Origin of the sequence: Kitasatospora aureofaciens, from assembly GCF_019192735.1 — a bacterium.
Lineage (GTDB): Bacteria > Actinomycetota > Actinomycetes > Streptomycetales > Streptomycetaceae > Kitasatospora > Kitasatospora aureofaciens_A.
On sequence record NZ_JAHTKP010000031.1, the window covers coordinates 29,889 to 52,022 of the forward strand.

22 protein-coding genes are annotated in these 22,134 nt (G+C 73.5%); 15 read left to right on the forward strand and 7 right to left on the reverse strand.

Annotation, left to right across the window (positions count from 1 at the left end; all coding sequences use genetic code 11):
* Positions 1-9 precede the first annotated feature (9 nt).
* Positions 10-690: a response regulator transcription factor gene (locus KV557_RS25915; protein WP_218203892.1), complete on the forward strand. Its 681-nt coding sequence runs from the start codon at positions 10-12 to the stop codon at positions 688-690.
* Entirely contained in the window at positions 687-2,063 is a 1,377-nt protein-coding gene (locus KV557_RS25920) for a sensor histidine kinase (protein WP_308130071.1), read from the forward strand. Before KV557_RS25915 ends, KV557_RS25920 begins: the two co-directional genes overlap by 4 nt.
* A 110-nt stretch (positions 2,064-2,173) precedes the next feature.
* Here the strand turns inward: KV557_RS25920 and efeB are convergent, their stop codons facing one another.
* From efeB to KV557_RS25935, 3 genes are all read right to left on the reverse strand, one after another.
* A complete protein-coding gene (gene efeB / locus KV557_RS25925; protein WP_218203893.1) occupies positions 2,174-3,541 on the reverse strand; it encodes an iron uptake transporter deferrochelatase/peroxidase subunit in 1,368 nt (455 codons plus the stop codon).
* Positions 3,541-5,619: an iron uptake transporter permease EfeU gene (efeU, locus tag KV557_RS25930; protein ID WP_218203894.1), complete on the reverse strand. Its 2,079-nt coding sequence runs from the start codon at positions 5,617-5,619 to the stop codon at positions 3,541-3,543. The genes efeB and efeU overlap by 1 nt, the downstream gene beginning before the upstream one ends.
* A gap of 255 nt (positions 5,620-5,874) precedes the next feature.
* Positions 5,875-6,189 (reverse strand): hypothetical protein, encoded by a 315-nt coding sequence (locus tag KV557_RS25935; protein WP_218203895.1) that lies wholly within the window; start codon positions 6,187-6,189, stop codon positions 5,875-5,877.
* Positions 6,190-6,598: 409 nt separating this feature from the next.
* Between KV557_RS25935 and qcrB the strand changes: the two genes are divergently transcribed.
* Complete coding sequence (gene qcrB, locus KV557_RS25940) at positions 6,599-8,221, forward strand: cytochrome bc1 complex cytochrome b subunit (RefSeq protein ID WP_308130075.1); 1,623 nt, start codon at positions 6,599-6,601, stop codon at positions 8,219-8,221.
* A 94-nt stretch (positions 8,222-8,315) separates the two neighbouring features.
* On the opposite strand, the gene KV557_RS25945 is transcribed toward qcrB, so the two are convergent.
* Positions 8,316-8,720, reverse strand: coding sequence for a cytochrome C oxidase subunit I (locus tag KV557_RS25945; RefSeq protein WP_218203896.1), 405 nt, complete (start codon positions 8,718-8,720; stop codon positions 8,316-8,318).
* A gap of 226 nt (positions 8,721-8,946) precedes the next feature.
* On the opposite strand from KV557_RS25945, the gene KV557_RS25950 reads away from it, so the two are divergent.
* The 7 genes from KV557_RS25950 to KV557_RS25980 all read left to right on the forward strand — a co-directional run bounded on the left by KV557_RS25950 (position 8,947) and on the right by KV557_RS25980 (position 14,345).
* Entirely contained in the window at positions 8,947-9,360 is a 414-nt protein-coding gene (locus tag KV557_RS25950) for a hypothetical protein (protein WP_218203897.1), read from the forward strand.
* A complete protein-coding gene (locus tag KV557_RS25955) occupies positions 9,357-10,430 on the forward strand; it encodes a polyprenyl synthetase family protein (protein WP_218203898.1) in 1,074 nt (357 codons plus the stop codon). The genes KV557_RS25950 and KV557_RS25955 overlap by 4 nt, the downstream gene beginning before the upstream one ends.
* Positions 10,431-10,472: 42 nt before the next feature.
* On the forward strand, positions 10,473-10,715 hold the full coding sequence (locus KV557_RS25960) for an aldehyde dehydrogenase family protein (RefSeq protein ID WP_256177966.1): 243 nt from the start codon (positions 10,473-10,475) through the stop codon (positions 10,713-10,715).
* A gap of 68 nt (positions 10,716-10,783) precedes the next feature.
* The gene (locus KV557_RS25965; RefSeq protein ID WP_218203899.1) at positions 10,784-11,398 is read left to right on the forward strand and encodes an acyl-CoA-like ligand-binding transcription factor; all 615 of its coding nucleotides are present in this window, start codon (positions 10,784-10,786) and stop codon (positions 11,396-11,398) included.
* Positions 11,399-11,459: 61 nt separating this feature from the next.
* Positions 11,460-13,013, forward strand: coding sequence for an FAD-dependent monooxygenase (locus KV557_RS25970; RefSeq protein WP_218203900.1), 1,554 nt, complete (start codon positions 11,460-11,462; stop codon positions 13,011-13,013).
* Positions 13,014-13,170: 157 nt separating this feature from the next.
* Positions 13,171-13,827, forward strand: a complete 657-nt coding sequence (locus tag KV557_RS25975) for an NADPH-dependent F420 reductase (RefSeq protein ID WP_218203901.1) — start codon at positions 13,171-13,173, stop codon at positions 13,825-13,827.
* A gap of 80 nt (positions 13,828-13,907) precedes the next feature.
* Positions 13,908-14,345: a YchJ family protein gene (locus KV557_RS25980; protein WP_218203902.1), complete on the forward strand. Its 438-nt coding sequence runs from the start codon at positions 13,908-13,910 to the stop codon at positions 14,343-14,345.
* Between the two features lie 12 nt (positions 14,346-14,357).
* Here KV557_RS25980 and KV557_RS25985 read toward each other — a convergent pair whose 3' ends face one another.
* Positions 14,358-15,311 (reverse strand): polysaccharide deacetylase family protein, encoded by a 954-nt coding sequence (locus tag KV557_RS25985; RefSeq protein WP_256177956.1) that lies wholly within the window; start codon positions 15,309-15,311, stop codon positions 14,358-14,360.
* A 197-nt stretch (positions 15,312-15,508) separates the two neighbouring features.
* On the opposite strand from KV557_RS25985, the gene KV557_RS25990 reads away from it, so the two are divergent.
* Positions 15,509-16,048 carry a GNAT family N-acetyltransferase gene (locus KV557_RS25990; protein WP_218203904.1) on the forward strand — a complete coding sequence of 180 codons (540 nt, stop codon included), beginning with the start codon at positions 15,509-15,511 and terminating at the stop codon, positions 16,046-16,048.
* A 27-nt stretch (positions 16,049-16,075) separates the two neighbouring features.
* On the opposite strand, the gene KV557_RS25995 is transcribed toward KV557_RS25990, so the two are convergent.
* Entirely contained in the window at positions 16,076-16,960 is an 885-nt protein-coding gene (locus tag KV557_RS25995) for a carbohydrate kinase family protein (protein WP_218203905.1), read from the reverse strand.
* Between the two features lie 286 nt (positions 16,961-17,246).
* Here KV557_RS25995 and KV557_RS26000 point away from each other — a divergent pair, with 286 nt between their 5' ends.
* The 3 genes from KV557_RS26000 (at position 17,247) to KV557_RS26010 (ending at position 20,470) form a co-directional block, all read left to right on the forward strand.
* Positions 17,247-18,764: a M1 family metallopeptidase gene (locus KV557_RS26000; protein WP_218203906.1), complete on the forward strand. Its 1,518-nt coding sequence runs from the start codon at positions 17,247-17,249 to the stop codon at positions 18,762-18,764.
* Positions 18,765-19,104: 340 nt separating this feature from the next.
* Positions 19,105-19,629 (forward strand): SigE family RNA polymerase sigma factor, encoded by a 525-nt coding sequence (locus KV557_RS26005; protein WP_218203907.1) that lies wholly within the window; start codon positions 19,105-19,107, stop codon positions 19,627-19,629.
* A complete protein-coding gene (locus KV557_RS26010; protein ID WP_218203908.1) occupies positions 19,616-20,470 on the forward strand; it encodes a hypothetical protein in 855 nt (284 codons plus the stop codon). Before KV557_RS26005 ends, KV557_RS26010 begins: the two co-directional genes overlap by 14 nt.
* A 63-nt stretch (positions 20,471-20,533) precedes the next feature.
* On the opposite strand, the gene KV557_RS26015 is transcribed toward KV557_RS26010, so the two are convergent.
* Positions 20,534-21,634 carry a baeRF3 domain-containing protein gene (locus KV557_RS26015; protein WP_218203909.1) on the reverse strand — a complete coding sequence of 367 codons (1,101 nt, stop codon included), beginning with the start codon at positions 21,632-21,634 and terminating at the stop codon, positions 20,534-20,536.
* Between the two features lie 226 nt (positions 21,635-21,860).
* On the opposite strand from KV557_RS26015, the gene KV557_RS26020 reads away from it, so the two are divergent.
* Complete coding sequence (locus tag KV557_RS26020) at positions 21,861-22,097, forward strand: hypothetical protein (protein WP_218203910.1); 237 nt, start codon at positions 21,861-21,863, stop codon at positions 22,095-22,097.
* Positions 22,098-22,134 lie beyond the last annotated feature (37 nt).

Consider the following 22,134-nt stretch of genomic DNA (forward strand, 5'->3'; position numbering starts at 1 on the left):
ATCTGACGCATGACCCACACCGTGCTGATCGCCGAGGACGACCGCGCCATCCGGGACTCCCTCACCCGCGCCCTGCAGCTGGAGGGCTACCGCGTGAGCACCGCCGCGGACGGCGCCCGGACGCTGGCCGCCCTCGCCGAGCAGCGCCCGGACCTGCTGGTCCTGGACGTGATGATGCCGGACCCGGACGGCCTGGAGGTCTGCCGACGGCTGCGCGCGGCCGGCGACCGGACGCCGGTCCTCATGCTCACCGCCCGGGTCGAGGTGTCGGACCGGATCGCCGGGCTCGACGCCGGGGCGGACGACTACCTGGTCAAGCCGTTCGACGTGGGCGAGCTGTTCGCCCGGCTGCGCGCGCTGCTGCGCCGCCACCCGTCGGAGCCCACCGAGGACGTCCTCGCCGTCGCCGACCTGCGGGTCGAGCCGGGCGCCCGGCGGGCCTGGCGGGCCGGCGAGGAGCTGGAGCTGTCCCGCACCGAGTTCGACCTGCTGGAGCTGCTGACCCGGCACGCCGGCGCGGTGCTCGACCAGGCCACGGTGTACGAGCGGATCTGGGGCTACGACTTCGGCCCCGGCTCCAAGAACCTCGCGGTGTTCATCGGCTACCTGCGCCGCAAGCTCGACCGCCCGGGCCTGGCGCCGCTGATCCACACCGTGCGCGGCGTCGGCTACACGCTGCGCGAGTCGTGACCGGGCCGGGCCGGTTCCGGCCGCGCCCGGGGCTGCGCACCACCGTCTCGCTGGTCTTCGCCGCCATGGCCACCCTGGTCGCGGTGCTGATCGGCGCCCTCGGCTACCACGCCGCCGCCCGGCTGATCCGCGACGACGAGAAGGCCGACTTCACCGCGGCCATCCAGGCGGTGAGCGACCAGGTCGGCCGGCAACGGCTCTTCCCCGGGGACTTCAACGGCCCGAGCGGGCTGAACGAACAGCTGCTGCGCCCGATCCGGGTCACCGCGCAGGCGCTCGACGCCCACGGCGCCATCCTCCCGGGCACCGCCCGGCTCGACCTCCCACCCACATCGGACGACCGCGAGCTCGCCCGGGCCGACGCCGCCGCCCGGACGGTCATCAGCGATCGCCGGCTCGACGGCGACACCTACCGGGTGGGCGTGGTCTCGCTCGGCGGCGGCCGGGGCGCGGTCCAGATCGTGGAGGAAACCGGCGACGTCGAGGACCTGTTGGCGACTCTGCGGGCCCGGATGGTGGGCGTCGTGGCCGCCGTCGCGGTGATCGCGGGCGCGGCCGGCTGGCTGCTCGCCCGCCGGATCACCGGACGGCTGGTGCGCCTCACCGACGTGGCCGAACTGGTCGCCGCCAGCGGCCGGCTGGACGTCCCGGTGCCGGCCGCCGGGAACGACGAGGTCGGCCGGCTCGGCCGGGCCTTCGACCGGATGCTGGGCCGGCTCGCCACCGCCAAGGAGAACCAGCGCCGGCTCGTCCAGGACGCCGGGCACGAGCTGCGCACGCCGCTGACCAGCCTGCGCACCAACCTGTCGGTGCTCCCCAGCCTCGACCGGCTGCCGCCCGCCGAGCGCACCGCGCTGCTGGACGATCTGGCCGAGGAGGCCCGGGAGTTGACCCTGCTGGTGGACGAGCTGGTGGCGCTCGCCGCCGAGCAGAAGGCGGACGAGGAACCGGTCGACGTCGAGCTGGCCGAGGTGGTCCGCGAGGCCGCCGCCCAGGCCCGGCGGCGCAACGGCCGGGAGATCACCGTGGACGCCGACGGCACCGTGGTCACCGCCCGCCCGGACGCGCTGGCCCGCGCGGTGGGCAACCTGCTGGACAACGCGGCCAAGTTCGACCCGGCCGGGGACGCCCCGATCGACGTCGTGGTGCGCGGCCCCCGGGTCGAGGTGCGCGACCGCGGTCCGGGGATCGACCCGGCCGATCTGGAGCGCGTCTTCGACCGCTTCTACCGGGCCACCGCCGCGCGCAGCCTGCCCGGTTCGGGGCTGGGCCTCGCCATCGTGCACGAGGTCGCCCGCTCGCACGGCGGCACCGCGTTCGCCGTCAACCGGGACGGCGGCGGCGCGGTGATCGGCTTCACCCTCGGCGACTGAGTGACAAGCTGAGCAAAGAGCTGAGCAACGAATGCAAAGAGCTGAGCAACGAATAGAGACGGGCCCCGGCGCGAGAACCAGAAGCGCCGGGGCCCGTCGATCGATCAGCGTCACACCGCGGCGAGCAGCCCCCGCCCGAGCCAGTCGGCGTTGTCCTTCACACCCGGCAGGACGAAGAAGTACCCGCCGCCGGTCGGCGAGATGTAGTCCACCAGCGGCTCGTCGATGAGCCGGGTCTGGGTGGCCTCGAACTGCCGCACCACGTCCTGCTGGTAGCAGCAGAACACCAGGCCCATGTCCAGGTTGCCGGCCTTGTCGATGCCGCGGTCGTAGTTGAAACCGCGGCGCAGGATGCGCGAGTTGTCGGTGTCGGCGGTGCGCGGGTTGGCGAGGCGGATGTGCGCCTTGAGCGGGATCGCCTTGCCGTCCGGGTCCTTGCCGTAGTCCGGGGCGTCGGTCTCCTGGTGGCCGTCCAGCGGGGCGCCGGTGTCGCGGCGGCGGCCGAACATCTTCTCCTGCTCGGAGAGCGAGACGCGGTCCCAGAACTCGATCAGCATCCGGATGATCCGGATCACCTGGTAGCTGCCGCCGGTCGCCCAGGCGGGCTCGCCCATGCCGTCGGTGACCCAGACCAGCCGGTCCATCTCGCGGGCCGAGTTGGTGTCCGGGTTGACGATGCCGTCCTTGAAGCCGAGCAGGTTGCGCTGGGCGCCGTCGGGGCGGGACTGGTTCTGGAAGCCGTCGATCCGCCAGAGGATCTGCAGCGCGCCGCGGGTGTGCCGGGTTATGTCGCGCAGGGCGTGCAGCACGGTGTCCTGGCGGTCGGCGCAGATCTGCAGCGAGAGGTCGCCGTGCAGCTCGGCGGCCTGCAGGTTGTCGTTCGGGAAGGTCTTCATCGGGGCGAGCTTGACCGGCTTGGCCTTGGCCAGCCCGTAGCGGTCGTCGAACAGCGAGGCGCCGACGCCGACCGTGACGGTGAGGTTGTCGGTGGGCACGGTCGGCCCGAGGATGCCGCTGTCGGACGGCGGCGCGCCGACGCCGAGGTCCGGCGGGGTGCCGCCGGCGGTGAGGAAGCGGATCCGCTCGGTCAGGGTCTTGAACAGGTCCTCCAGGCCCTTGCGGTCCTGGGCGACGACCTGGCAGGAGATGAAGGCCGCGTAGCCCGGTGCCGGGGTGGTGACACCGGCCTGGTGGGCGCCGTGGAACGAGACGGCACCGCCCTGCTCCTGGTGGGTGTCGCCGGCGGCGGCCGGCTGGGTGGTGAGGGTGAACGCCGTTCCGGCGCCCGCGAGGACGGCGGCCCCGGCGCCCGCGCCGAGCGCAGCACGGACGAAGCTACGACGGGCCGGGCCGGCCGGGCAGCCGCCCTGCTCGACAGCGTCGGCCGCCTCGACAGACTGGACGGACTGCACGGCCTGGACGGCAGCGGCAGCGTGCGGGAAGGGGCAGGAGCCGGTGGCTGCGGTGTGGTCGGTCATCAGGCGGCCTTCCGGATCTCAAGCAGAGCGGGGATGGGGGCGAGGTCTTCGAGCAGCTGGCCGGTGGCGCCGTTGAGCTGGCGGCGGGTGTCGGTGGGCAGCTTGTCCAGCGACGCCCAGCCCTCGGGCTTGTGGGCGGCGGCGACGAGGTCGCCGACCCGCTTCATCCCGGCGTTGACCCGGGTGAGCACCTGCGGGTCGCGCTCGTCGAGCAGCGGCTGGAGGACCGTCAGCAGCTCCTGGGTGCCGGCCAGGTTGGCCTGGGTGGTGGCCAGGTTCGTGCCACTGCCCATATCGGTGTCGCCGGTCAGCTCGAACTGGAGGGTGTTCTCCAGGATCTCGTGGGCGCGCAGCGGCAGGTCCCTGGGGTCGAAGTCCTGGCCGGGGAAGTCGTGGGCGAGCTTGGCGACGTTCTGGGCGAGCTCGTCGGCCACGGGCGTCAGGTCGGCGGCCGACTGGTCGTGCCAGAGGCCGTACTCCAGGCGCAGGAAGCCGCTGAAGTCCTTGTCCTGGGTCTTGTCGGCCAGGCCGTCGGCGCGGCCGTTGATCTTGCCGTCGAGGTCGGCGAAGGTGCCGTAGGCGGCGCCGAGCGAGGCGTACTGGACGTGCGCGGTGAGCCAGTCGGCCTTCGCGGTGGCGAGGTCGCCGGCGTGGACGTCGGCCTGGAGCTTCTGGGTCTGCGTCATGAGAGTCGCGAGGCCCTTGTTGACGTAGTCCTTGTAGCTGTCGAGCGGTCCCTTGAGATCGTCCTCGGCAACCGGCTTGACGGCCTTGACCTCGGTGCCGCCGGTGACGTGCACGGCGGCCGAGGTGACGGACTTGCCGCCGGTGGGCACGCAGCGCCAGGCGTAGTCGCCGGAGCCGACGGTGGCGGTCAGGGCGCGGGTGGTGCCGGGGGCCAGGCCCTCGATCTCGCCGTAGACGGCGCCGCTGGCCGGGTTGACCAGGTAGACCTCGGAGACCTTGTCGCCGGTGTTGTGCATCTGGAACACCTGCTGGCCGGGCAGCGGGGTGGTGAAGCCCTTGCCGCACTCCTCCTCGGAGACGGCGACGGTGGAGGAGCTGTCCTTCTTGCCGTCGCTGGCCGCGATCACGGCGCCGGCGACGACGGCCGGGACGGCGACCAGCGCGGCCGGGAGCACCCAGCGCGGGCGGCCGGAGCGGGCCGGCTCGGCCGGCTTCTCGCTCGCCTCCTCGGTCCTGACCTCCTCGGTCCTGGCCTCCTTGGCCTCGGCAGCAGCGGCGGGGGCGGCCGGCGCGGCCTTGCCGCCACGGACGCCCTCGACGAACACCGTCATCACGATGCACAGGTAGGCGACGTAGCCGACGACCTGGAGGACCGTCATGGTGACGGTCAGGTTGAGGGTGCCCTGGACCAGCGTGGCGTACCAGGACGAGGCGTCCAGGTGGCCGCTCAGGTCGAAGGCGTACGAGGTGCCGCCGCCGACCAGCCCGGACTCCTGGAGGTCGCGCAGGCCGTAGCCGAGCACGCCCGCCGCGATCACGATCAGCCCGGCGCCGGTGATGGTGAAGAACCGGGTGAGGTTCATCTTGAGCGCGCGGCGGTACAGGCCCCAGCACAGGCCGGCCGACAGCACCAGGCCGACGGCGGCACCGATCAGCGGGCCGGTGGACTCGCCGGCGGTGCGGACGTTGGTCCACAGGAAGAGCGAGGTCTCCAGGCCCTCCCGGGCGACGGCGAGGAAGCTGGTCAGCACCAGCGCCCCGGCGCCCATCGCGAGCGAGGCCTGGACCTTCTCCTTGATCTCGGCGGAGAGGGTGCGCGCCGAGCGGCGCATCCAGAACACCATCGCGGTGACGAAGCCGACCGCGATCAGGCTCAGCACCCCGCCGAACGCCTCCTGGGCGTGGCCGGAGAGGTTGGCGGCGGTGAAGGTGAGCACCGCGCCGAAGCTGAGGCTGAGGGCGACGGCCGCCGCGACGCCGGTCCACACCTGGGGCAGCCGGCCCTTCTGGTCGAACCGGACCAGGGTGGCGACCAGGATCGACACGATCAGGCCGGCTTCCAGGCCCTCGCGCAGCCCGATCAGAAAGCTGGGAAACGCCTCATCCCACATGCAGCGGGCTCCTCCCCCGGTCACCCCGGGTCATACCTGTCCTCAGGAGTCCCACCGCAGGTCGCGGGGGGACGGCACAGCCGAACGCCCCGGACCGGCGTGGTCCAGGGCGCCTCGACTTAGCTTAGGCAAACCTTAGAGGTGCTTCGACCCGCTGAACCCGCCGTCAAGGTAAGGGTTCGTAAGAGACTGCACATCCGTCTCATCCTTCGGCGCGCCGCCTTCGCCGTGCCCGCCCCGCCGCCCGACGGGCGGTCAGCCCCACCACTGCTCGGGGACGGTCTCCGGATCGGCGGCCGGGACGGTCACGGCCTCGGCGGCCGCCGTCACGAGCAGGTCGCCGTCGTCCGACTCGGCGACCCGGAGGCCGGACTCGCGCAGCACGGTCGCCGCGGCCCCGAGGACGGCCGCGCGCACCCCCTCGGGCGGAAGTCCGTCGGGCGACCAGCCGACCACCACGCCCTCCGGCCGATGGCCGATCCGCAACCGGGACGGGCCCGGAGCGGTGTCGAATCCGGCGTGGGCGAGGGCCCCGGTCACGTCCTCGAAGAGTTCACGGTGATCCACCATTGGCGCAGCGTAGGCCGGGGAACGCGCGACCCCCGGGCGCGGCGCGCGCCGAAACGGTTCGACGGCACCCGACCGCAGCACCGCCATCTCGCGGACGCCCGCGCCGGACGGCCGATCGGCAGCCCGGGACCCCCGTCCGGCCCGACACGAGCGGCCGGACGGGCCGATGGACGTGCACAGTCGGCCCCCTGCCGACAGCATGACAGAGTAAGCGCTCCATCACCCTGAGCAACGAGGCCAGCGGGTCTTCCGCTCCGCGCGCCGGTCGTCCCGGCGGTCCCGTATCGAGAGGTCCCATGATCACATCACTCCGCCGGCCGGCGTTCTCGCCGGCGGGCCTCCAGCCCGGCACGCCGAGGACGCCGGGGAGCCCGTCGTGAGAGCCGACCAGCAGTCGCAGCCGGGACCGGTGACCAGCACGCGCGCCCAGCCCGAGAACAAGGCCGAGGGCCTCGCCGACTGGGCCGACGGCCGCCTCGGCATCTACTCCCTGGCCAAGACCAACCTGCGCAAGATCTTCCCGGACCACTGGTCCTTCATGCTGGGCGAGATCGCGCTCTACACCTTCATCATCATCATCATTACCGGCGTCTGGCTGACCCTGTTCTTCAACCCGAGCATGGGCGAGGTCGTCTACGACGGCTCGTACATCCCGCTCAAGGGCATCCAGATGTCGGAGGCCTACGCCTCCACGATCAACATCAGCTTCGAGGTCCGCGGCGGCCTGCTGATGCGTCAGATCCACCACTGGGCGGCGATCGTCTTCATCGCCGCGATGCTCACGCACATGATGCGCGTCTTCTTCACCGGCTCCTTCCGCAAGCCGCGCGAGATCAACTGGATCTTCGGCGCGCTGCTGCTCTTCCTCGGCATGTTCGACGGCTTCATGGGCTACTCACTGCCGGACGACCTGCTCTCCGGCACCGGCATCCGCTTCATGGAGGGCGCGGTGCTGGCCGTGCCGATCGTCGGCACGTACCTGCAGTTCTTCATGTTCGGCGGGCAGTTCCCCGGCACGACCATCATCCCGCGCCTGTTCACCGTGCACATCCTGCTGATCCCCGGGATCATGGTGGGCCTGCTCGCGGCGCACCTGATCCTGGTCTTCTACCACAAGCACACCCACTTCGCCGGGCCGGGCCGGACCAACAAGAACGTGGTCGGCATGCCGCTGCTGCCGGTCTACACGGCCAAGGCCGGCGGCTTCTTCTTCCTGGTCTTCGGCGTGGTCGCGTTCATGTCCGCGATCGCGACGGTCAACCCGATCTGGGCGTACGGCCCGTACCGGCCGGACCAGGTGTCCACGGACGCCCAGCCGGACTGGTACATGGGCTTCTCCGAGGGCCTGATCCGCGTCATGCCGGGCTGGGAGATCAGCGTCTGGGGCGGCCACACCCTGAACCTCGGGGTGTTCATCCCGCTGATGGTCTTCCCGACCGTGCTGCTGATCATCTGGTGCTACCCCTTCCTGGAGGCCTGGGTCACCGGTGACCGGGGCGAGCACCACATCGCCGACCGGCCGCGCAACGCACCGGTCCGCACGGCCTTCGGCGCGGCCTGGGTCAGCCTCTACCTGATCCTGCTGGCCGGCGGCGGCAACGACCTGCTCGCCACCCACTTCCACCTGTCGATCAACTCGATCACCTACGCGGTGCGGACCGGCTTCTTCGCGCTGCCGGTGATCGTCTTCGTGATCACCAAGCGGTGGTGCCTGGGCCTCCAGCGGCGCGACAAGGAGAAGGTGCTGCACGGTCGGGAGACCGGCGTCATCAAGCGGCTCCAGCACGGCGAGTTCATCGAGGTGCACGCGCCGCTGCCGCAGGGCCGGCTGTACACCCTCACCTCGCACGACCAGCCGGAGCCGGTCGTGCTGGAGCCCGAGGTGGACGAGAACGGGGTGGCCCGCAGGGCCGGGCTGTTCACCCGCGCCCGGGCCAAGCTGTCCCGCGGTTTCTACGGCGAGGGCAGCCGGATCGCCAAGCCGACCGTCGAGGAGCACGAGGAGATCAGCGCCGGCCACGGCCACCACTGATCGGCCCGGACACTGCAAGCCAAGGCACTGCTCGCCCGAACACGGCGAGGGCCCGTCGCACCGGCTGCCGGTGCGACGGGCCCTCGCCGTAGGTTCAGCCCCGCAGGAGCGCGGGCACGACGGCGAACAGGGCCGCCGCCAGGGTGACGGACAGGCAGAGGGCGGCCCAGCGGGCGCAGATCCGCCGGCACTCACTGCGATAGCGGGCGGCGAGCCGGCGGCAGCGCTCGACGGCGCGGTCGACGACCTCCTCGGCGTAGCGCAGCCGGTCGGCCGCGTACGCCCGCTCCAGGCTCTCCCGCTCCGCGGCCGGCAGCCACGAGAACTGCCCGGCGAAGGCCCGGGCGTCCCGTTCGGCCGCCGCGACCTCCGCCTCCCAGGCGAGGAAGCCCTCCAGCCGGGCGATCTCCACCCGGGTGTTCACCCAGCCGCCGACGCCGTCGGGAGCCCCGTTCCGCCGCGAGGTCCGCGCTCTCGGCGGACGCTGTCTGCCACCCATTGACCGCTCCTTCGTCCAGTCGCTCCGCCCGGCCACCCCGCCTGCGCAGCGAAACCACGCAACTACTACCAGTGACTACAAAGGGGTGTGGGGCGACTCGCCGAGCCCCCGGACGGCGAATGGCGGCCGCCGGGTCCGAACACGCTCCGCGCACGGGCGTGTACCATCGGCTCACCATGCGACGGTGTCCCCCGGACCGCCCGGGGCACGAGCCAGGAGGTCGGCCATGCCCGATTCCGGTCGGTTCAGCGAGTTGGGCGAGCAGGGCTCGCGCGCGGTGCTGGAGGCCGCCGCCGTGCTGGAGCGCGAGCTGGCCGACGGTCTGGCCGACGCCAAGGCGGCCGGGGACCGGGTCACCGGCGAACACCGCGTCGACCAGGAGGAGTTCGACAAGCTGGTGCGCCGGGTGTCGGAGAACACCCACCAGCTGATCGACGCCGTCAGCGCCCGCGTGCTCGGCAACACCACCGGCGACGCCGCCGAGCACTCCCAGAAGCTCACCACGAGCGCGCACGACATCGTCGATCTGCTGCTGAGCCTCGGCAGCCTCGCGCCCGGCCTCGCCAACCAGGGGCTGGCCGCCGCCTTCGGGCCGCAGCGCACCGCCGCCCAGGAGCCCGACGGCCGGCACGAGGGGTGACGCCGCCTCGGCTCACCGGCGGCGCCCCGCTGGTCGAACGGGTGCTGGACCGCTACCGGGAGCGCACGGTGGCCGCGCTGCTGCAGCACATCCCGGAGCAGAGCCCGCCGTACCTGTACGAGCTGGCCGCCGACTACCCCGCGCGGCCGTGCAAGGGCCTGCGCGCGGCGCTCTGCCTCGCCACCTGCGCGGCCTTCGGCGGCGACCCGGCCCGCGCGCTCAACCCGGCCGTCACGGTCGAGCTGTTCCACAACGCCTTCCTGATCCACGACGACATCCAGGACGGCAGCGAGCTGCGGCGCGGCGAGCCGACCCTCCCGGCCGCGTACGGCGTCGAGGTGGCGCTCAACGTCGGCAACGCCACCAACCTGCTCGGCCTCCAGCGGCTGATGGCCAACCGGCGGGAGCTGGGCGGCGAACTGGCCTGGCGGCTGTTCGAGGAGACCGAGCTGATGTGCCGCCAGTCACTGGAGGGCCAGGCGCTGGAGATCGCGTGGATCCGCGACAACGCGTGCGGGCTCGTAGCGGGCGACTACTACCGGATGTGCCTGAAGAAGACGTCCTGGTACACCTTCCTCTACCCGTGCCGCACGGGCCTGCTGGTCGCCGAGGGCGCCACGACGGAGGCCAACCGCCTGGACCGCTTCGGCTGGTACCTCGGCGCCGCGTACCAGATCCAGGACGACGTCCTCAACCTGGCCGGCACGGAGGCCGAATACGGCAAGGAGATCGCCGGGGACCTCCGGGAGGGCAAGCGCACGCTGATGCTGATCCACCTGCTGGAGCGCTGCACGGCGGCCGAACGCGCCCGCATCGTCCGGTACTTGAGCCGCACCCGGGCGCAGCGCGGACCCGAGGCCGCCGAGGACGTGCAGTGGCTGCTCGACCGGCTGGCGGCGTACGACTGCGTGGAGAGCGCGCGGCAGGCGGCGGCCGGACTGGTCGGGGCCGCCGAGCGGGAGATCGACGGGGTGCTCGGGGCCGTGGCCGGCGAGGGAGGCCAGGAGGCGGACGAGGCACGGGAGTTCCTCCTCGCGCTGCCGGGGTTCGTGGTCGAGCGCGGGCGCTGACACCCACCGGCCATCGTTGGAGCCCCGCTGCGCGACCGGCGGCTGGACGCCCTCGCCTTCGCCAACGGCGTCCCCCAGGCGCTCGCCGCCAGCGTCTGGACCGCCGGCCTCGACCTCACCGCCCGCCTCGACGCCGGCGAGGCCTGGCTCAACTGCCACCTCGCCCAGACTGCCGAACTCCCCCACGGCGGCCGCGGCACCTCCGGCCACGGCACCGACCTCAGCGCCCTGGCCCTGCAGGAGTACCAGCGCCCGAAGACCGCCACCGCCAGGCTCGACACCTGACCTCTGCGCCGCTACTTGCGTGCCACGCACTATTGCGTGGCACGCACTTTTCCCCCACAGTGGTACCCATGACGACGGGCCAGCCCGGTTGGCGGGAGCAGAAGAAGGCCGCGACGCGCGATGCGCTGAGCTGGGCGGCGTTGCGCCTGGCGGTGGAGCGCGGGCTGGAGAACGTCCGGGTGGAGGACATCGCGGCCGAGGCCGGGGTGTCGCCGCGGACGTACAACAACTACTTCTCCAGCAAATCCGAGGCCATCGTGTCCCGGCAGGGCGACCGCATCCACCGGATCGCCGCGGAACTCCGGGCCCGCCCGGCCGGCGAGCCGCTCTGGGAGGCGCTGACGCAGGCCGTCCTCACGCCCTTCGACGGCGCGGTGGACGAACCCGATCCTCGCTGGACCAGCGCCGTGCGCCTGCTGCTCCGCGAGCCGTCGCTCCAGGCCGAGCTGGCCCGGACCGGGGCGGAGACGGAGGCCGGGCTCGTGGCGGCGGTGGCCGCCCGGACCGGCACCGACCCGGTCCGGGACCTCTACCCGAAGCTGGCCGCCGCCGCCGCGCTGGCCGCGCTCAAGGCCGCCACCGACCAGTGGCTGCACGCCGAACCGCCGGTCCCGCTGCGGCCGTTGCTGGCGGAGTCGCTGCGCCGGCTCGCGGCCGGGCTGCCCGAACCGCAACAAAGGTGAACCGGCTACCGCACCGGTGAACCGACACAGGTGAACTGAACACCACACAGGGGGAATTGCCATGACGCACGACGTCCTCATCGCCGGCGCAGGCCCGAACGGGCTGATGCTGGCCTGCGAACTGGCCCTCGCCGGGGTCCGCCCGGTAGTGCTGGAGCGGCTGTCCGCGCCCTCCCTGGAGCCGAAGGCCAACGGCCTGGTCGGCCAGGTGATCCGCCTGCTGGACCACCGCGGCCTCTACGAGCGGCTCGGCGGCGGCCCGGGCACGCCGAGGCCGGCGCCCGCCTTCGTGTTCGGCGCGTTCCCGCTGGACCTGCACCGGCTCGAAGCCAATCCGCTGCACACCCTGCCGGTGCCGCAGCATCGCATCGAGGAGGTGCTCGGCGCGTGGGCACGCGAACTCGGCGTGACGGTCCGACGTGGGTGCGAGGTCCGCGCGTTCACCCAGGACGACGACGGGGTCACCGTCGACGTCCACGGCCCGGACGGCACGGAGCGGCTGCGCGCCCGCTACCTGGTCGGCGCCGACGGCGGGCGCAGCACCGTCCGGAAGCTGGCCGGGATCGGCTTCCCCGGGGTGACCTCGCCCGATCCGGTCTCCCGCGTCGCGCACGTGCTGCTGCCCGACGACGTCCGGGCCAACGCCGCCGGCGAGCTGGTGCTGCCCGGCTGCCCGACCCCGTTCCGGCCGTTCACCCACACCCGGACCGAGCACGGCGTGTTCGTCGTCGCCCCACTGGGCCCGGACGCCACGCTCGTCGCGACCATGGAGTGGGGCGGCGAGCCCGTCGACGAGTCGGAGCCCGCCACGCTCGACGAGCTGCGCGCGAGCATCCGCCGCGTCACCGGCGCGGACCTGGCGCTCGCCCCGGCCCGTACGCCGGGCCCACACATCCTGCGCCGCCAGTGCGGCCACAACACCCGCCTCGCCGAGCGCTACCGGCAGGACCGCGTCCTGCTGGTCGGCGACGCCGCGCACGTGCACGCCGCCACCGGCGGCCCCGGCCTCAACCTCGGCCTGCAGGACGCGGCCAACCTCGGCTGGAAGCTGGCCGCCGAGCTCCGGGGCTGGGCCCCGCCCGGGCTGCTGGACAGCTACCAGCGCGAGCGGCACCCGATCGGCCGGCGGGTCTTCATGCACTCGCAGGCCCAGATGGCCCTGATGTCCTCGGGCCCGGCCGTCACCGCGCTGCGCGCCCTGTTCGGCGAGCTGCTGTCGCACGAGGACAACCTGGCCCGGATCGCCGCGCTGATGGCGGGCAGCGACATCCGCTACGACTCCGACTGCCCGCACCCGCTCGCCGGGCGCTTCGTGCCGGACCTCCCGCTGGTCACCGCCGCCGGTCCCACCCGGCTCGCCGAAGCGGCGCGCAGCGCGCGCCCGCTCCTGCTCGACCTCGACGGCCGGGGCGCCGAGCTCACCGACCTCGTGGCGGGCTGGAAGGACCGGGTGGACGTCGTATCTGCCTCCTGCCCGGAGCCCCCGGCCGGCGCGCTGCTGGTGCGCCCGGACGGCTATGTCGCCTGGGCGACCGGCCCCGGCGAGGCCGACCCCGACGGACTGACGCGCGCGCTGCGCACCTGGTTCGGCGAGCCCGTCGCCGTCCGCTTCTGAGCCCCGGCGGCGGCACCGGCGGTGGCCGTCCTCACGGTGATCAGCGTCCGTCCAGCGGCCTAGGTCGCGCGGCCCTTCTGAGCTGACGCAAAGTCAACTATCGTCGTCGCCGGTACGCTCCACGAGGGGCGCGTTTCACGAGAAATGCGGAGTAGCTGTGCGAATCGGAATCATCGGCACCGGGACGGTCGGCCAGACGCTGGCGGACAAGCTCGTGTCGCTCGGCCACGAGGTGACGCTGGGCTCGCGGACCAAGGACAACGAGAGGGCGCTGGCCTGGGCCGAGCAGGCGGGCCCCAACGGGCACAGCGGCACCTTCGCCGACGCGGCGGCGTTCGGCGATGTGGTGCTCAACGCCACCGGCGGGACGGTCTCGGTGGCCGCGCTGCGGGCGGCCGGGGCCGAGCGGCTGGCCGGCAAGCTGCTGATCGACGTGGCCAACCCGCTGGTGTTCTCGTCTGAGGGCGAGCTGACCCTCGACCCGGTGAACACCGACAGCGTCGGCGAGCGCATCCAGCGCGAGTTCCCCGAGGCCCGCGTGGTGAAGGCGCTCAACACGATGAACGCCGCCGTGATGGTCGATCCCGGGAAGCTGTCCGGTGAGCACAACCTGTTCATCGCCGGGAACGACGAGGCTGCCAAGGCCGAGACGATCGCGCTGCTGGGCGAGTTCGGCTGGCCGGCGGAGTGGATCATCGACCTCGGGGACATCACGGGCGCCCGGGCGACCGAGATGATGATGCCGTTCTGGCTGCGCCTCTACCGGCACTTCGGCACCGGCGAGTTCAACTACGCGTTCAAGCGCAACGCGTAGCACACGGAGAACGCACAACCGGCGCGGCCCTCCCCACCCGCCGGTCGGGGCGGCCGGGCCGAGGGGCGACAATGGACGGCATGTCCCGACGTCGTCCCGCGCCCCGCGCCGCCGCCTCCGCGCCCCGGCTGCTGCCTTCCTCCCCCTGCCCGTGCGGCCTGCCCGCCGCCTACGGCGACTGCTGCGGCCGGCTGCACCGCGGTACGGCGGCGGCCACCACCGCCGAGGCGCTGATGCGCTCCCGGTTCAGCGCCTTCGTCGCGCAGGACGAGGCGTACCTGCTGCGCACCTGGCACCCGGACACCCGGCCCGACTCGGTCGACTTCGACCCGGCGCTGCGCTGGACCCGCCTGGAGGTGGGCGCCACCACCGAGGGCGGCGCCTTCCACGCCGAGGGCGCGGTCGCGTTCCGCGCGTACTGGACCGAGGGAGGCGAGGAGGGGGTGCTCACCGAGCACAGCCGGTTCGTCCGGCACGAGGGCGCCTGGGTGTACCTCGACGCCCTCTCGCTCGGCTGAGCCTCCCGGCCGCTACAGGTAGTCGTCCAGGCGGGCCAGCGCGAAACCCTGCGCGGTGACGTCGTTCAGGACCTTGCTGAGCAGGTCCGGCATCGAGGCCTTCCAGATGTCGGTGCCCCGGAAGTGGGTGAGGATGATGTCGCCCGGGTGCAGCTTCTGGTCGTCGTAGCGCCACTCCATGTGGTCCGGGAAGGCCTCCTCGTTCCACATCGGCACCGCCTTGACCCCGCAGGACCCGGCGGCGCGCAGCGTGTCGTCGTTGTACTCGCCGTACGGCGGGCGGAACAGCCGGGGGCGGACCCCGATCTGCTTCTCCAGCTGGTCCTGCTGGCGGCAGATCTCGCCGCGCTGGGTGTCGTAGTCGAGGATCTTCAGGTTGCGGTGGTTGATGGTGTGGTTGTTGATCTCCACGCCCTGGGCGTGCAGATCGCGGAAGTAGCCGTAGTTCTCGCGGGCGAGGTAGTCGGAGACGAAGGCGCTGAGCGGGATCCCGAGCTCCGCCGCCATCCGGTTGAACTCGGGGTCCTTCTCGGCGCCGTCGTCGACGGTCAGGAAGACCACTTTGTCGTCGGTGGGCACCCGGTACACCACCGGCGGGCGGCCGTCCTTGAGCTTCACGCCCGTGACCGACCTCAGCTCGGGCCTGGTCGCCGGGCGCGGCGGCGCCTTGAGCGGCGGCTGCGCCAGGCCCCAGCGGTGCGCGGCCTCCAGGGCGGTCCGGACGGCGGCCTCCTGGCGGGCGACGGCCTCGCTGCCGGTCTCCTCCTCCTGGCGGGCCAGCCCGGGCAGCAGCGCCGGCGCGGCCGCCTGGCGGGCCGCCGCAGGCTCGGCGGCGGGCGGTGCGGGTGCGGACTTCGGTCCTCCGGGGCCGGCCGGACCGGCGCAGCCGGCGACGACGGCGGAGAGGCAGACGGTGGCCAGCAGGCCGGTCCGCACGCCCGTCCGGCCCCGCTGACCCGCCCTCAAACTCCCATTAATGCTACGAACTGATGGTCTGGTCATAGACGCACTGCTCCCCTGCCGTGCACCCCCGCCAATCCCCCCGTCACCCACTCGGCAGAACGACCCGCCGGGGGCCTTGCCCAAGCTTTGCCCGGGCCGCCGCCCGGCCGGCCGCCAAAAACCCGTTGCCACCGGACCCGCCGCCCCGCGACCATGCGCGCATGACGATCAGCACCGCGCACGCCTCCGACCTGTGGGCCGTCACCCCGGCCGACGTGACCACCGACGAGGCGCTCGCGCTGCTGCGCGACTACTACTACGACGTGGCCAACCGCTACTACCGCCTGCACTTCGACCGGGACGGCACCCCCGAGGAACTGGAGTCCGGCCTGGCCGGCTCCCCCAGCGACGACCTCGCCGAGCCCGACGGCGTCTTCCTGATCGGCCGCTACGACGGCGCCGCCCAGTCCTGCGCCGGTCTGCGTTGCCTCGACGCCACCACCGTCGAGCTCACCCGCGTCTTCGTCCGCCCCACCGTCCGCGGCACCGGCGGCGGTGCCCGCCTGCTCGCCGCCGTCGACACCGCCGCCCGCTCCCTCGGTGCCACCCGCATCATCCTCGACACCCGCCTCGACCTCGTCGAAGCCCGTGCCCTCTACGCCCGGCACGGCTACCACGAGATCCCCGCCTACAGCACCCGTTTCTACGCCGAGATCTGGTACGGCAAGGACCTCACCACCGGCTCGCAGAACGGAAGTTGACCCCCTGCCGCCCTGATCGCCGAGGTCCTACCTGGCCAGTGCCGTGGCCAGCTCGGCCGCCGAGGGCGGGTTGGCGCCGGGGCGGGAGACGGTGAGGGCGGCGGCGGTCACGGCGTGCATGAGGCACGTGGACAGTGGGGCGCCGGCGGCTCGGGTGTGCAGGAAGGCGGCCATGAAGGAGTCCCCGGCGCCCACGGTGTCCGCGACCGGTACCGGAACGGCGGCGACCTCCTCGCGGGTACCGTCCGCCGTGAGCGCGAACGCACCCGCCGCGCCCCGGGTGACGGCGACGACGGCCGGGCCCAGGGCGAGCCAGTGCCGGGCCACGGACTCCGGGCCCTCGCCGGGGTAGAGCCAGGCCAGGTCCTCGTCGCTGGCCTTGACGACCTCGCTCAGCGCCACGCAGCGCTCGACCCGGCGGACCGCCTCCGCCCGCTCGCCCATCAAGGCGGGGCGCACGTTCGGGTCGTAGCTGACGCCCGCCCGCCCCCGCCATTGCTCCACCAGCTCCAGCACCGCCGCCGCGCCCGGCGCGGTCATGGCGGCGATCGAGCCGAGGTGCAAGTGGCCCGGCACGAAAGGAAGTTCGGCAGACGCCAGCGTCCACCCGATGTCGAAGGCGTACTGCGCCCGCCCGTCCCCGTCCAGCTCGACGACGGCCGACGGCGTGCGCTCCACCGCGTCCGCCCGCACCGTCACCCCCGCCGCCTCCAGGTGGCCCCGGATCAACCGCCCGTGGGCGTCGTCCCCGAGCTGGGTGAGCAGCATCGCCGACCGCCCGAGCCGGGCCAGCCCGTACGCGACGTTCGCGGGACTGCCGCCGGGGTGCACCCGGTCGGGGGCGCCGTCGACGCGGACGACGTCGGCGACGCACTCGCCGATCACCAGGAAGCGCGGGGCGGGGCTGGTCACGGCGGGCTCCTGGCATCCGGTAGGGGCGGGCCGCCAGCCTACGGGGTGCACGCGGGCACAAGGGACGGCCGCCGGACCTGGCCAGGTTCTCCGACGGCCGTGGCCTCATCCGTCAGGGGACGAAGCTCTTCGACCGTATGACGGCGGGCGACCGCCCGGCTACCGCTGTGGTCCGTCCGGGGGATGCCGTCGTGTCGCGGAAACTCCTCCCGGGCCGCCACCGCCGTCCGCTACGATCCGTGCCCGGAACATCACCCCGCCGTCCGCCCGAAGACCCGAGAAGCCGGTGATCGCCCTGCCCCGGACCCGTGTCGGTCTCGCCGTCGCGCTCGCGCTCAGCGCCGCACTGCTCTCCGCCGGCGTCCCCGCGGCCACCGCCGTCGGCGGCCTGGGCGATCCGGTGTTCCCGTCGCTCGGCAACGCCGGCTACGACGCCCTCGCCTACGACCTCTCGTTCACGTACCGGCCCGACAGCCGCACCGTGGACGCGACCGCGGTGATCACCGCCCGCACCTCCCGCACCCTGGCGAGCCTGGACCTGGACGCGCTCGGCCTGGACGTGCACGCCGTCCGGGTGAACGGCCGCCCCGCCGCGTTCACCACGCACGACGAGAAGCTGACCCTCACCCCGGACCGGCCGCTGCGCCGCGGCGCCATCGCGCAGGTGACGGTCGCGTACGCGGCGGACCCGCGCGCCAGGCTCCCGCACACCGGCTGGGTGCCCACCCCGAACGGCTTCGCCGTCGCCGGGCAGCCGGACAGCGCGCACACCGTCTTCCCGTGCAACGACCACCCGAGCGACAAGGCCCGCTTCACCATCAGCGTCACCGCGCCGGACGGCCTGCTGGGCGTCGCCGGCGGGGAGCTGACGGCCACCGAGCCGCTCGGCGACGGCCGCACCGCCCGGCGCTACACGTCCCGCGCACCGATGGCCACCGAGCTGGTGCAGGTCTCGGTCGGCGACTACACCGTCCGCGAGCGCAGCGGCCCACACGGCTTACCGCTCCGCGACGTCGTGCCTCGCGCGCGCGCCGCCGACCTCGAACCGGCGCTCGCGCTCACCGCCGACCAACTGGCCTGGGCCGAGCAGCACCTCGGCCCGTTCCCGTTCGAGGCGTACGGGATCCTGCCGGCCGACACCGACGACCCCGACGCGTTCGGCTTCACCGGCCTGGAGACCCAGACCCTGACGCTCTACAAGCCGGGCTTCCTGCGCCGGCCGGAGCCGGCGATCGGCTCGCACATGATGCACGAGCTGGTCCACTCCTGGTTCGGCGACAGCGTCTCCCCCGCCACCTGGGCGGACCTGTGGCTGAACGAGGGCCACGCCGACTTCTACGGCCTGATGTACCGCTACGAACGCGGCTGGCCGGACGCCTTCGGCTACACCACCCTCGCCGACCGGATGCGCTACGTCTACGGCCTGGGCGACCAGTGGCGGCACGACGCCGGCCCGGTCGCCGCGCCCACCGCGGCCACCCTGTTCGACGGCCAGCGCTACACCGGTGGCGCGCTGGTGCTGTTCGCGCTGCGCGAGAAGGTCGGGGCGGACACCTTCGACGCGATCGAGCACGCCTTCCTGCGGCAGCACCGCTACGGCAACGCGACCACGGCCGACTACCTCCGCACCGCCTCCGAGGTCTCCGGGCAGGACCTGACCGGCTTCCTCACCGACTGGCTGTACGGGCGGAGCACCCCGCCGATGCCCGGCCACCCGGACTGGAAGGTCGGGCCGGTCACTCCGCCGTCCGCCACCGCCAGGGGAATGGCCGTCCCGGGGGACCACGGCTCCGGGACGCTCTGACCGCCGTCACCCTTCTGACGGCCGTCGCTCTTGTACGCCGGGGCGCGCCGGTGGGGTGCGTCCGGGCGCCCCGCGCGCGCCCTGTGCCGCACGGGGCAGCGGGAGCATCGTGGTGCCCACGGCCCGCCCGCCGCCCGGCCGAGTCCCGGCCGGCTCGCGGGCCGTCCAGCCCTTCGGACAGCTCTTCCGGACAACCCTTCCGGGAATCGCCCCCGTCGCCGAGGCAACCGGAACCGCCGACCACCGCGTTCATCAGCCGTGAGGACGACACCACGCGCGCGGCCGACCAGGCCGCCACGGCAGCCGGGAACGACGGGAGCACCATGGCAGAGGCGGCGGGATGAGGGACGCGACACCGGACTTCGAGGAGTTCGTCGCCGCCTGCGGCCCGAAGCTGCTGCGCATGGCCTGGCTGCTGACCGGCGACCCGCACCAGGCCGAGGATCTGTTGCAGACCGCGCTCGCCAAGGTCTGGCCCAAGTGGGAGCGGATCGCGATCGAACGGCCCGAGGCGTACGTCCGGCGGGTCCTGGTGAACGCGCACGTCTCCTGGTGGCGCCGCCGCTGGACCGGGGAACTGCCGCACGGCGAGCTGCCCGAGCCGCCGGTGGACCGGAGCGACCCGTTCGAGGACGTCGTGCTCAGCCAGGTGGTGGCGACCGCCGTCCGGGCACTGCCGCCGCGGCAGCGGGCCGTGGTGGTGCTCCGCTTCTTCGAGGACCTCAGCGTCGAGGAGACGGCGGAGGTGCTGCGCTGCACCACGGGCACGGTCAAGAGCCAGACGCACCGGGCGCTGAACGCGCTGCGGGGCAAACTGCCGGTCCGGGAGCTGCTGCTGGACGGGGGACGCCGTGACGGGAACTGACGTCCTGGAACCGGACGGCCTCGGCGGCGGCGGCCGCACTTCCGGTACCGAGGAGGAGCAGGAGCTGCGGGTCCTGCTCCGGCAGGCCGCCCCGCACCTGGCCGCCCCCGACGACCGCATGGACCGGATCCGCGCCCGCGCCGCCCGTACCCGCCGCCGACGGCGGGCCGCCGGGCTGGGCGCCGGCCTCACCACCGGGCTGCTCGCCGCCGCCCTGGCCGCCGCCCCGGCGATCGCGCCGTCGCCGTCCGGTCCGGGAGCACTGGGCGCGGCGGGCACGGGAGCGCGGACTCCCGTGCCGAACACGGCCTTGCCCTCGCCCGGGCCCGAACCCTCGGACGCGATCGGGCCGCTGGGGCCGTCGATCACTTTCAGACTGTTCCCGGAGCTGGTCGTCAACGTGCCGAAGGGCTGGTTCACCCAGGAGGACGGGGCCGACGGCCCCCAGCGGGGCATCGGCACCCTGGCCAACCAGCCGCTGGCCGACCCGTCCACGTGCCCCTCGGGGCAGATCCCCTGCCTCCCGGTCGGGCAACTGCGCAACGCCGGCGCCGTCGTGTCCTTCCGGCTGCTCGACGACCCGGCCAGGATCGACAAGTACACCGGCCAGAACGGCCCGGCGGCCACCGCCGCCGTCAGCAAGGACTGCGGCACGCACGGCGGCACCCGTGCGCTGCTCGGCTACCGGACCATCGCGTCGGGCCCGAAGCCGCAGGTGATCGAGCTGAGCGCGTGCCTGCGGGAGCCTTCCGTGGTGGCGGTGCAGCAGGTGCAGCAGGTGCTGGAGTCCGTCCGCGCGGCCGACCGGAGCAGCCCCAGCGCCGAGGGCCCGCGCGGCTGAGCCGTCTCCGTCGTGACTGGTCGTGGCGCGGCCCCCGGGGCCGGAGGCCGCGCCACGGCGGTGTCAGTAGCGCAGGACGGCCGCGATGTGGGCGCGGTCGGCGAGGGCGCCGGAGGGGACGAACTGCACGCGGGCGCCGGTGTCGAGGGCGCGCTCGACGATCTCGTCGACCATGTCCTCGCGGACGTCCGGTTCGCCCGGCTCGGCCGGGACGAGGTGGTTGTCCGTCACCCGGACGGGCTGCCAGTAGTCCTCCTCCACCGCGACCACGGCGGCCCGGCCCTCGGCGACGGTCTGCCAGACCTCGTCGATGCCGGCCGCCAGTCCCTTGACGCCCTGGGCCTGGTCGAGGCGCTCCTGGAGTTCGGTGACGGACCTGCGGTCCTGCTCGGCCACGGTCGCCCGGACGGCCTCGGCCACCGCGGCGGCGGAGGCGTGGCCGAGGCCGCCGCGCGCGACCCGGTCGGCGGCGCGCTTGGCCGCCGTGCCGACGTCGTCGAGCAGGGAAATCGCCGCCGCCTCGCCGAGCACGTAGAGCGGGCGAGTGTCGGTCTCCAGGACGGTGGCGAGGGCGGTGTCGGCCGAACGCAGGAAGCGGCGGGTCTCCTCGTCGGTGAAGGTGCTGGGCACGTTCCCGATCCGCTCCTGGCGCTCGACGTCCCAGTCCGGGCCGACCTGGTCGAGCGGGAAGCCACCCGCGGTGTGCTCCACCAGACGCGTCCCGGTGCCGCTGAACAGCGCGACCCGGTCGGCGGCGACGGTGAGCACCCAGTAGGGCGCGCCGGCGGTGTAGGCGGAGACCAGATTGCGGGTCAGGAAGGTGTCGGCGACGACGACCCGGGCGGGCACCGGGCGCGGCAGCGACCACACCTGGTGCTCCCCGGGGGCGGCGAAGATCACCAGTCCGTCCTCGGCGTGCACGAGGTCGACCTCGGTGAGCGCGCGGTCCAGCTGCTCTACCACGGCCAGCCGGTCGGCTCGGCTGACCGCCTCGTCGGCGTGCAGCCGGTTCTTCGCCTCGGCGACGAGGTTGCGCAGGCGTACCGGGTCCTGGGTGTTGTCGGGCTCGCTGCGGTGGGTGGGCAGCAGGACGGAGACGGCCGGGTAGCGCCGGGGGCGGCGCAGCTCGGCGAGGACGGCTGGCGTGAGCTCGGCTGCGTGCATCGGGTGCCCTTCGGGTCGGGATCCTTCGTGGTCGGTGAACCCGGCCGGGCACGGCGGATCACCCGATTTGCCGGATTCATTCCCCGACCCCTCCCCATCCCACCGCGCTCCTAAGCCCATCGCCACCGGATAAGCCCACCGCCACCGGAACGCCGCAGGGCGCTCGCCGTCCGTCGACGCAACGGTGGGGCCGTAACCCGGACGGGGGTGGGTCGTTGGGGTGGGCATGAAGAAGCGCAGCATGCTCGCCGTTGCCTCGCTCGCCGTGGGCGTCGTGGCCTCCCTCACCGCGCCCAGTGCGCACGCCAGTGCCGTCGGCGGGCAGGAGGGGCTGCCCGGGCCGCTCGGGTCCACGACCGACCTGGCGCCGGGGCAGGTCGGGGACGCGGGCGGGGTGGTCGGGCAGCCGACCGGGTACGTGACCGGGGTGGCGGACGGGCTGGTCGGGGTCACGCCGGCGTAGTACGCGGCAGGCGTCAGGACATCGGGGCGTCAGGACA

What these genes read in the sequence shown, in the direction of transcription:
- KV557_RS26005 (WP_218203907.1), top strand. Translation starts at nt 19,105, where the DNA reads ATGAGGGACGCGACACCGGACTTCGAGGAGTTCGTCGCCGCCTGCGGC.
- efeU (WP_218203894.1), bottom strand. Translation starts at nt 5,619, where the DNA reads ATGTGGGATGAGGCGTTTCCCAGCTTTCTGATCGGGCTGCGCGAGGGC.
- KV557_RS26015 (WP_218203909.1), bottom strand. Translation starts at nt 21,634, where the DNA reads ATGCACGCAGCCGAGCTCACGCCAGCCGTCCTCGCCGAGCTGCGCCGC.
- KV557_RS25935 (WP_218203895.1), bottom strand. Translation starts at nt 6,189, where the DNA reads ATGGTGGATCACCGTGAACTCTTCGAGGACGTGACCGGGGCCCTCGCC.
- KV557_RS25950 (WP_218203897.1), top strand. Translation starts at nt 8,947, where the DNA reads ATGCCCGATTCCGGTCGGTTCAGCGAGTTGGGCGAGCAGGGCTCGCGC.
- KV557_RS25990 (WP_218203904.1), top strand. Translation starts at nt 15,509, where the DNA reads ATGACGATCAGCACCGCGCACGCCTCCGACCTGTGGGCCGTCACCCCG.
- KV557_RS25915 (WP_218203892.1), top strand. Translation starts at nt 10, where the DNA reads ATGACCCACACCGTGCTGATCGCCGAGGACGACCGCGCCATCCGGGAC.
- efeB (WP_218203893.1), bottom strand. Translation starts at nt 3,541, where the DNA reads ATGACCGACCACACCGCAGCCACCGGCTCCTGCCCCTTCCCGCACGCT.
- KV557_RS26020 (WP_218203910.1), top strand. Translation starts at nt 21,861, where the DNA reads ATGAAGAAGCGCAGCATGCTCGCCGTTGCCTCGCTCGCCGTGGGCGTC.
- KV557_RS25965 (WP_218203899.1), top strand. Translation starts at nt 10,784, where the DNA reads ATGACGACGGGCCAGCCCGGTTGGCGGGAGCAGAAGAAGGCCGCGACG.
- KV557_RS25970 (WP_218203900.1), top strand. Translation starts at nt 11,460, where the DNA reads ATGACGCACGACGTCCTCATCGCCGGCGCAGGCCCGAACGGGCTGATG.
- KV557_RS25980 (WP_218203902.1), top strand. Translation starts at nt 13,908, where the DNA reads ATGTCCCGACGTCGTCCCGCGCCCCGCGCCGCCGCCTCCGCGCCCCGG.
- KV557_RS25945 (WP_218203896.1), bottom strand. Translation starts at nt 8,720, where the DNA reads ATGGGTGGCAGACAGCGTCCGCCGAGAGCGCGGACCTCGCGGCGGAAC.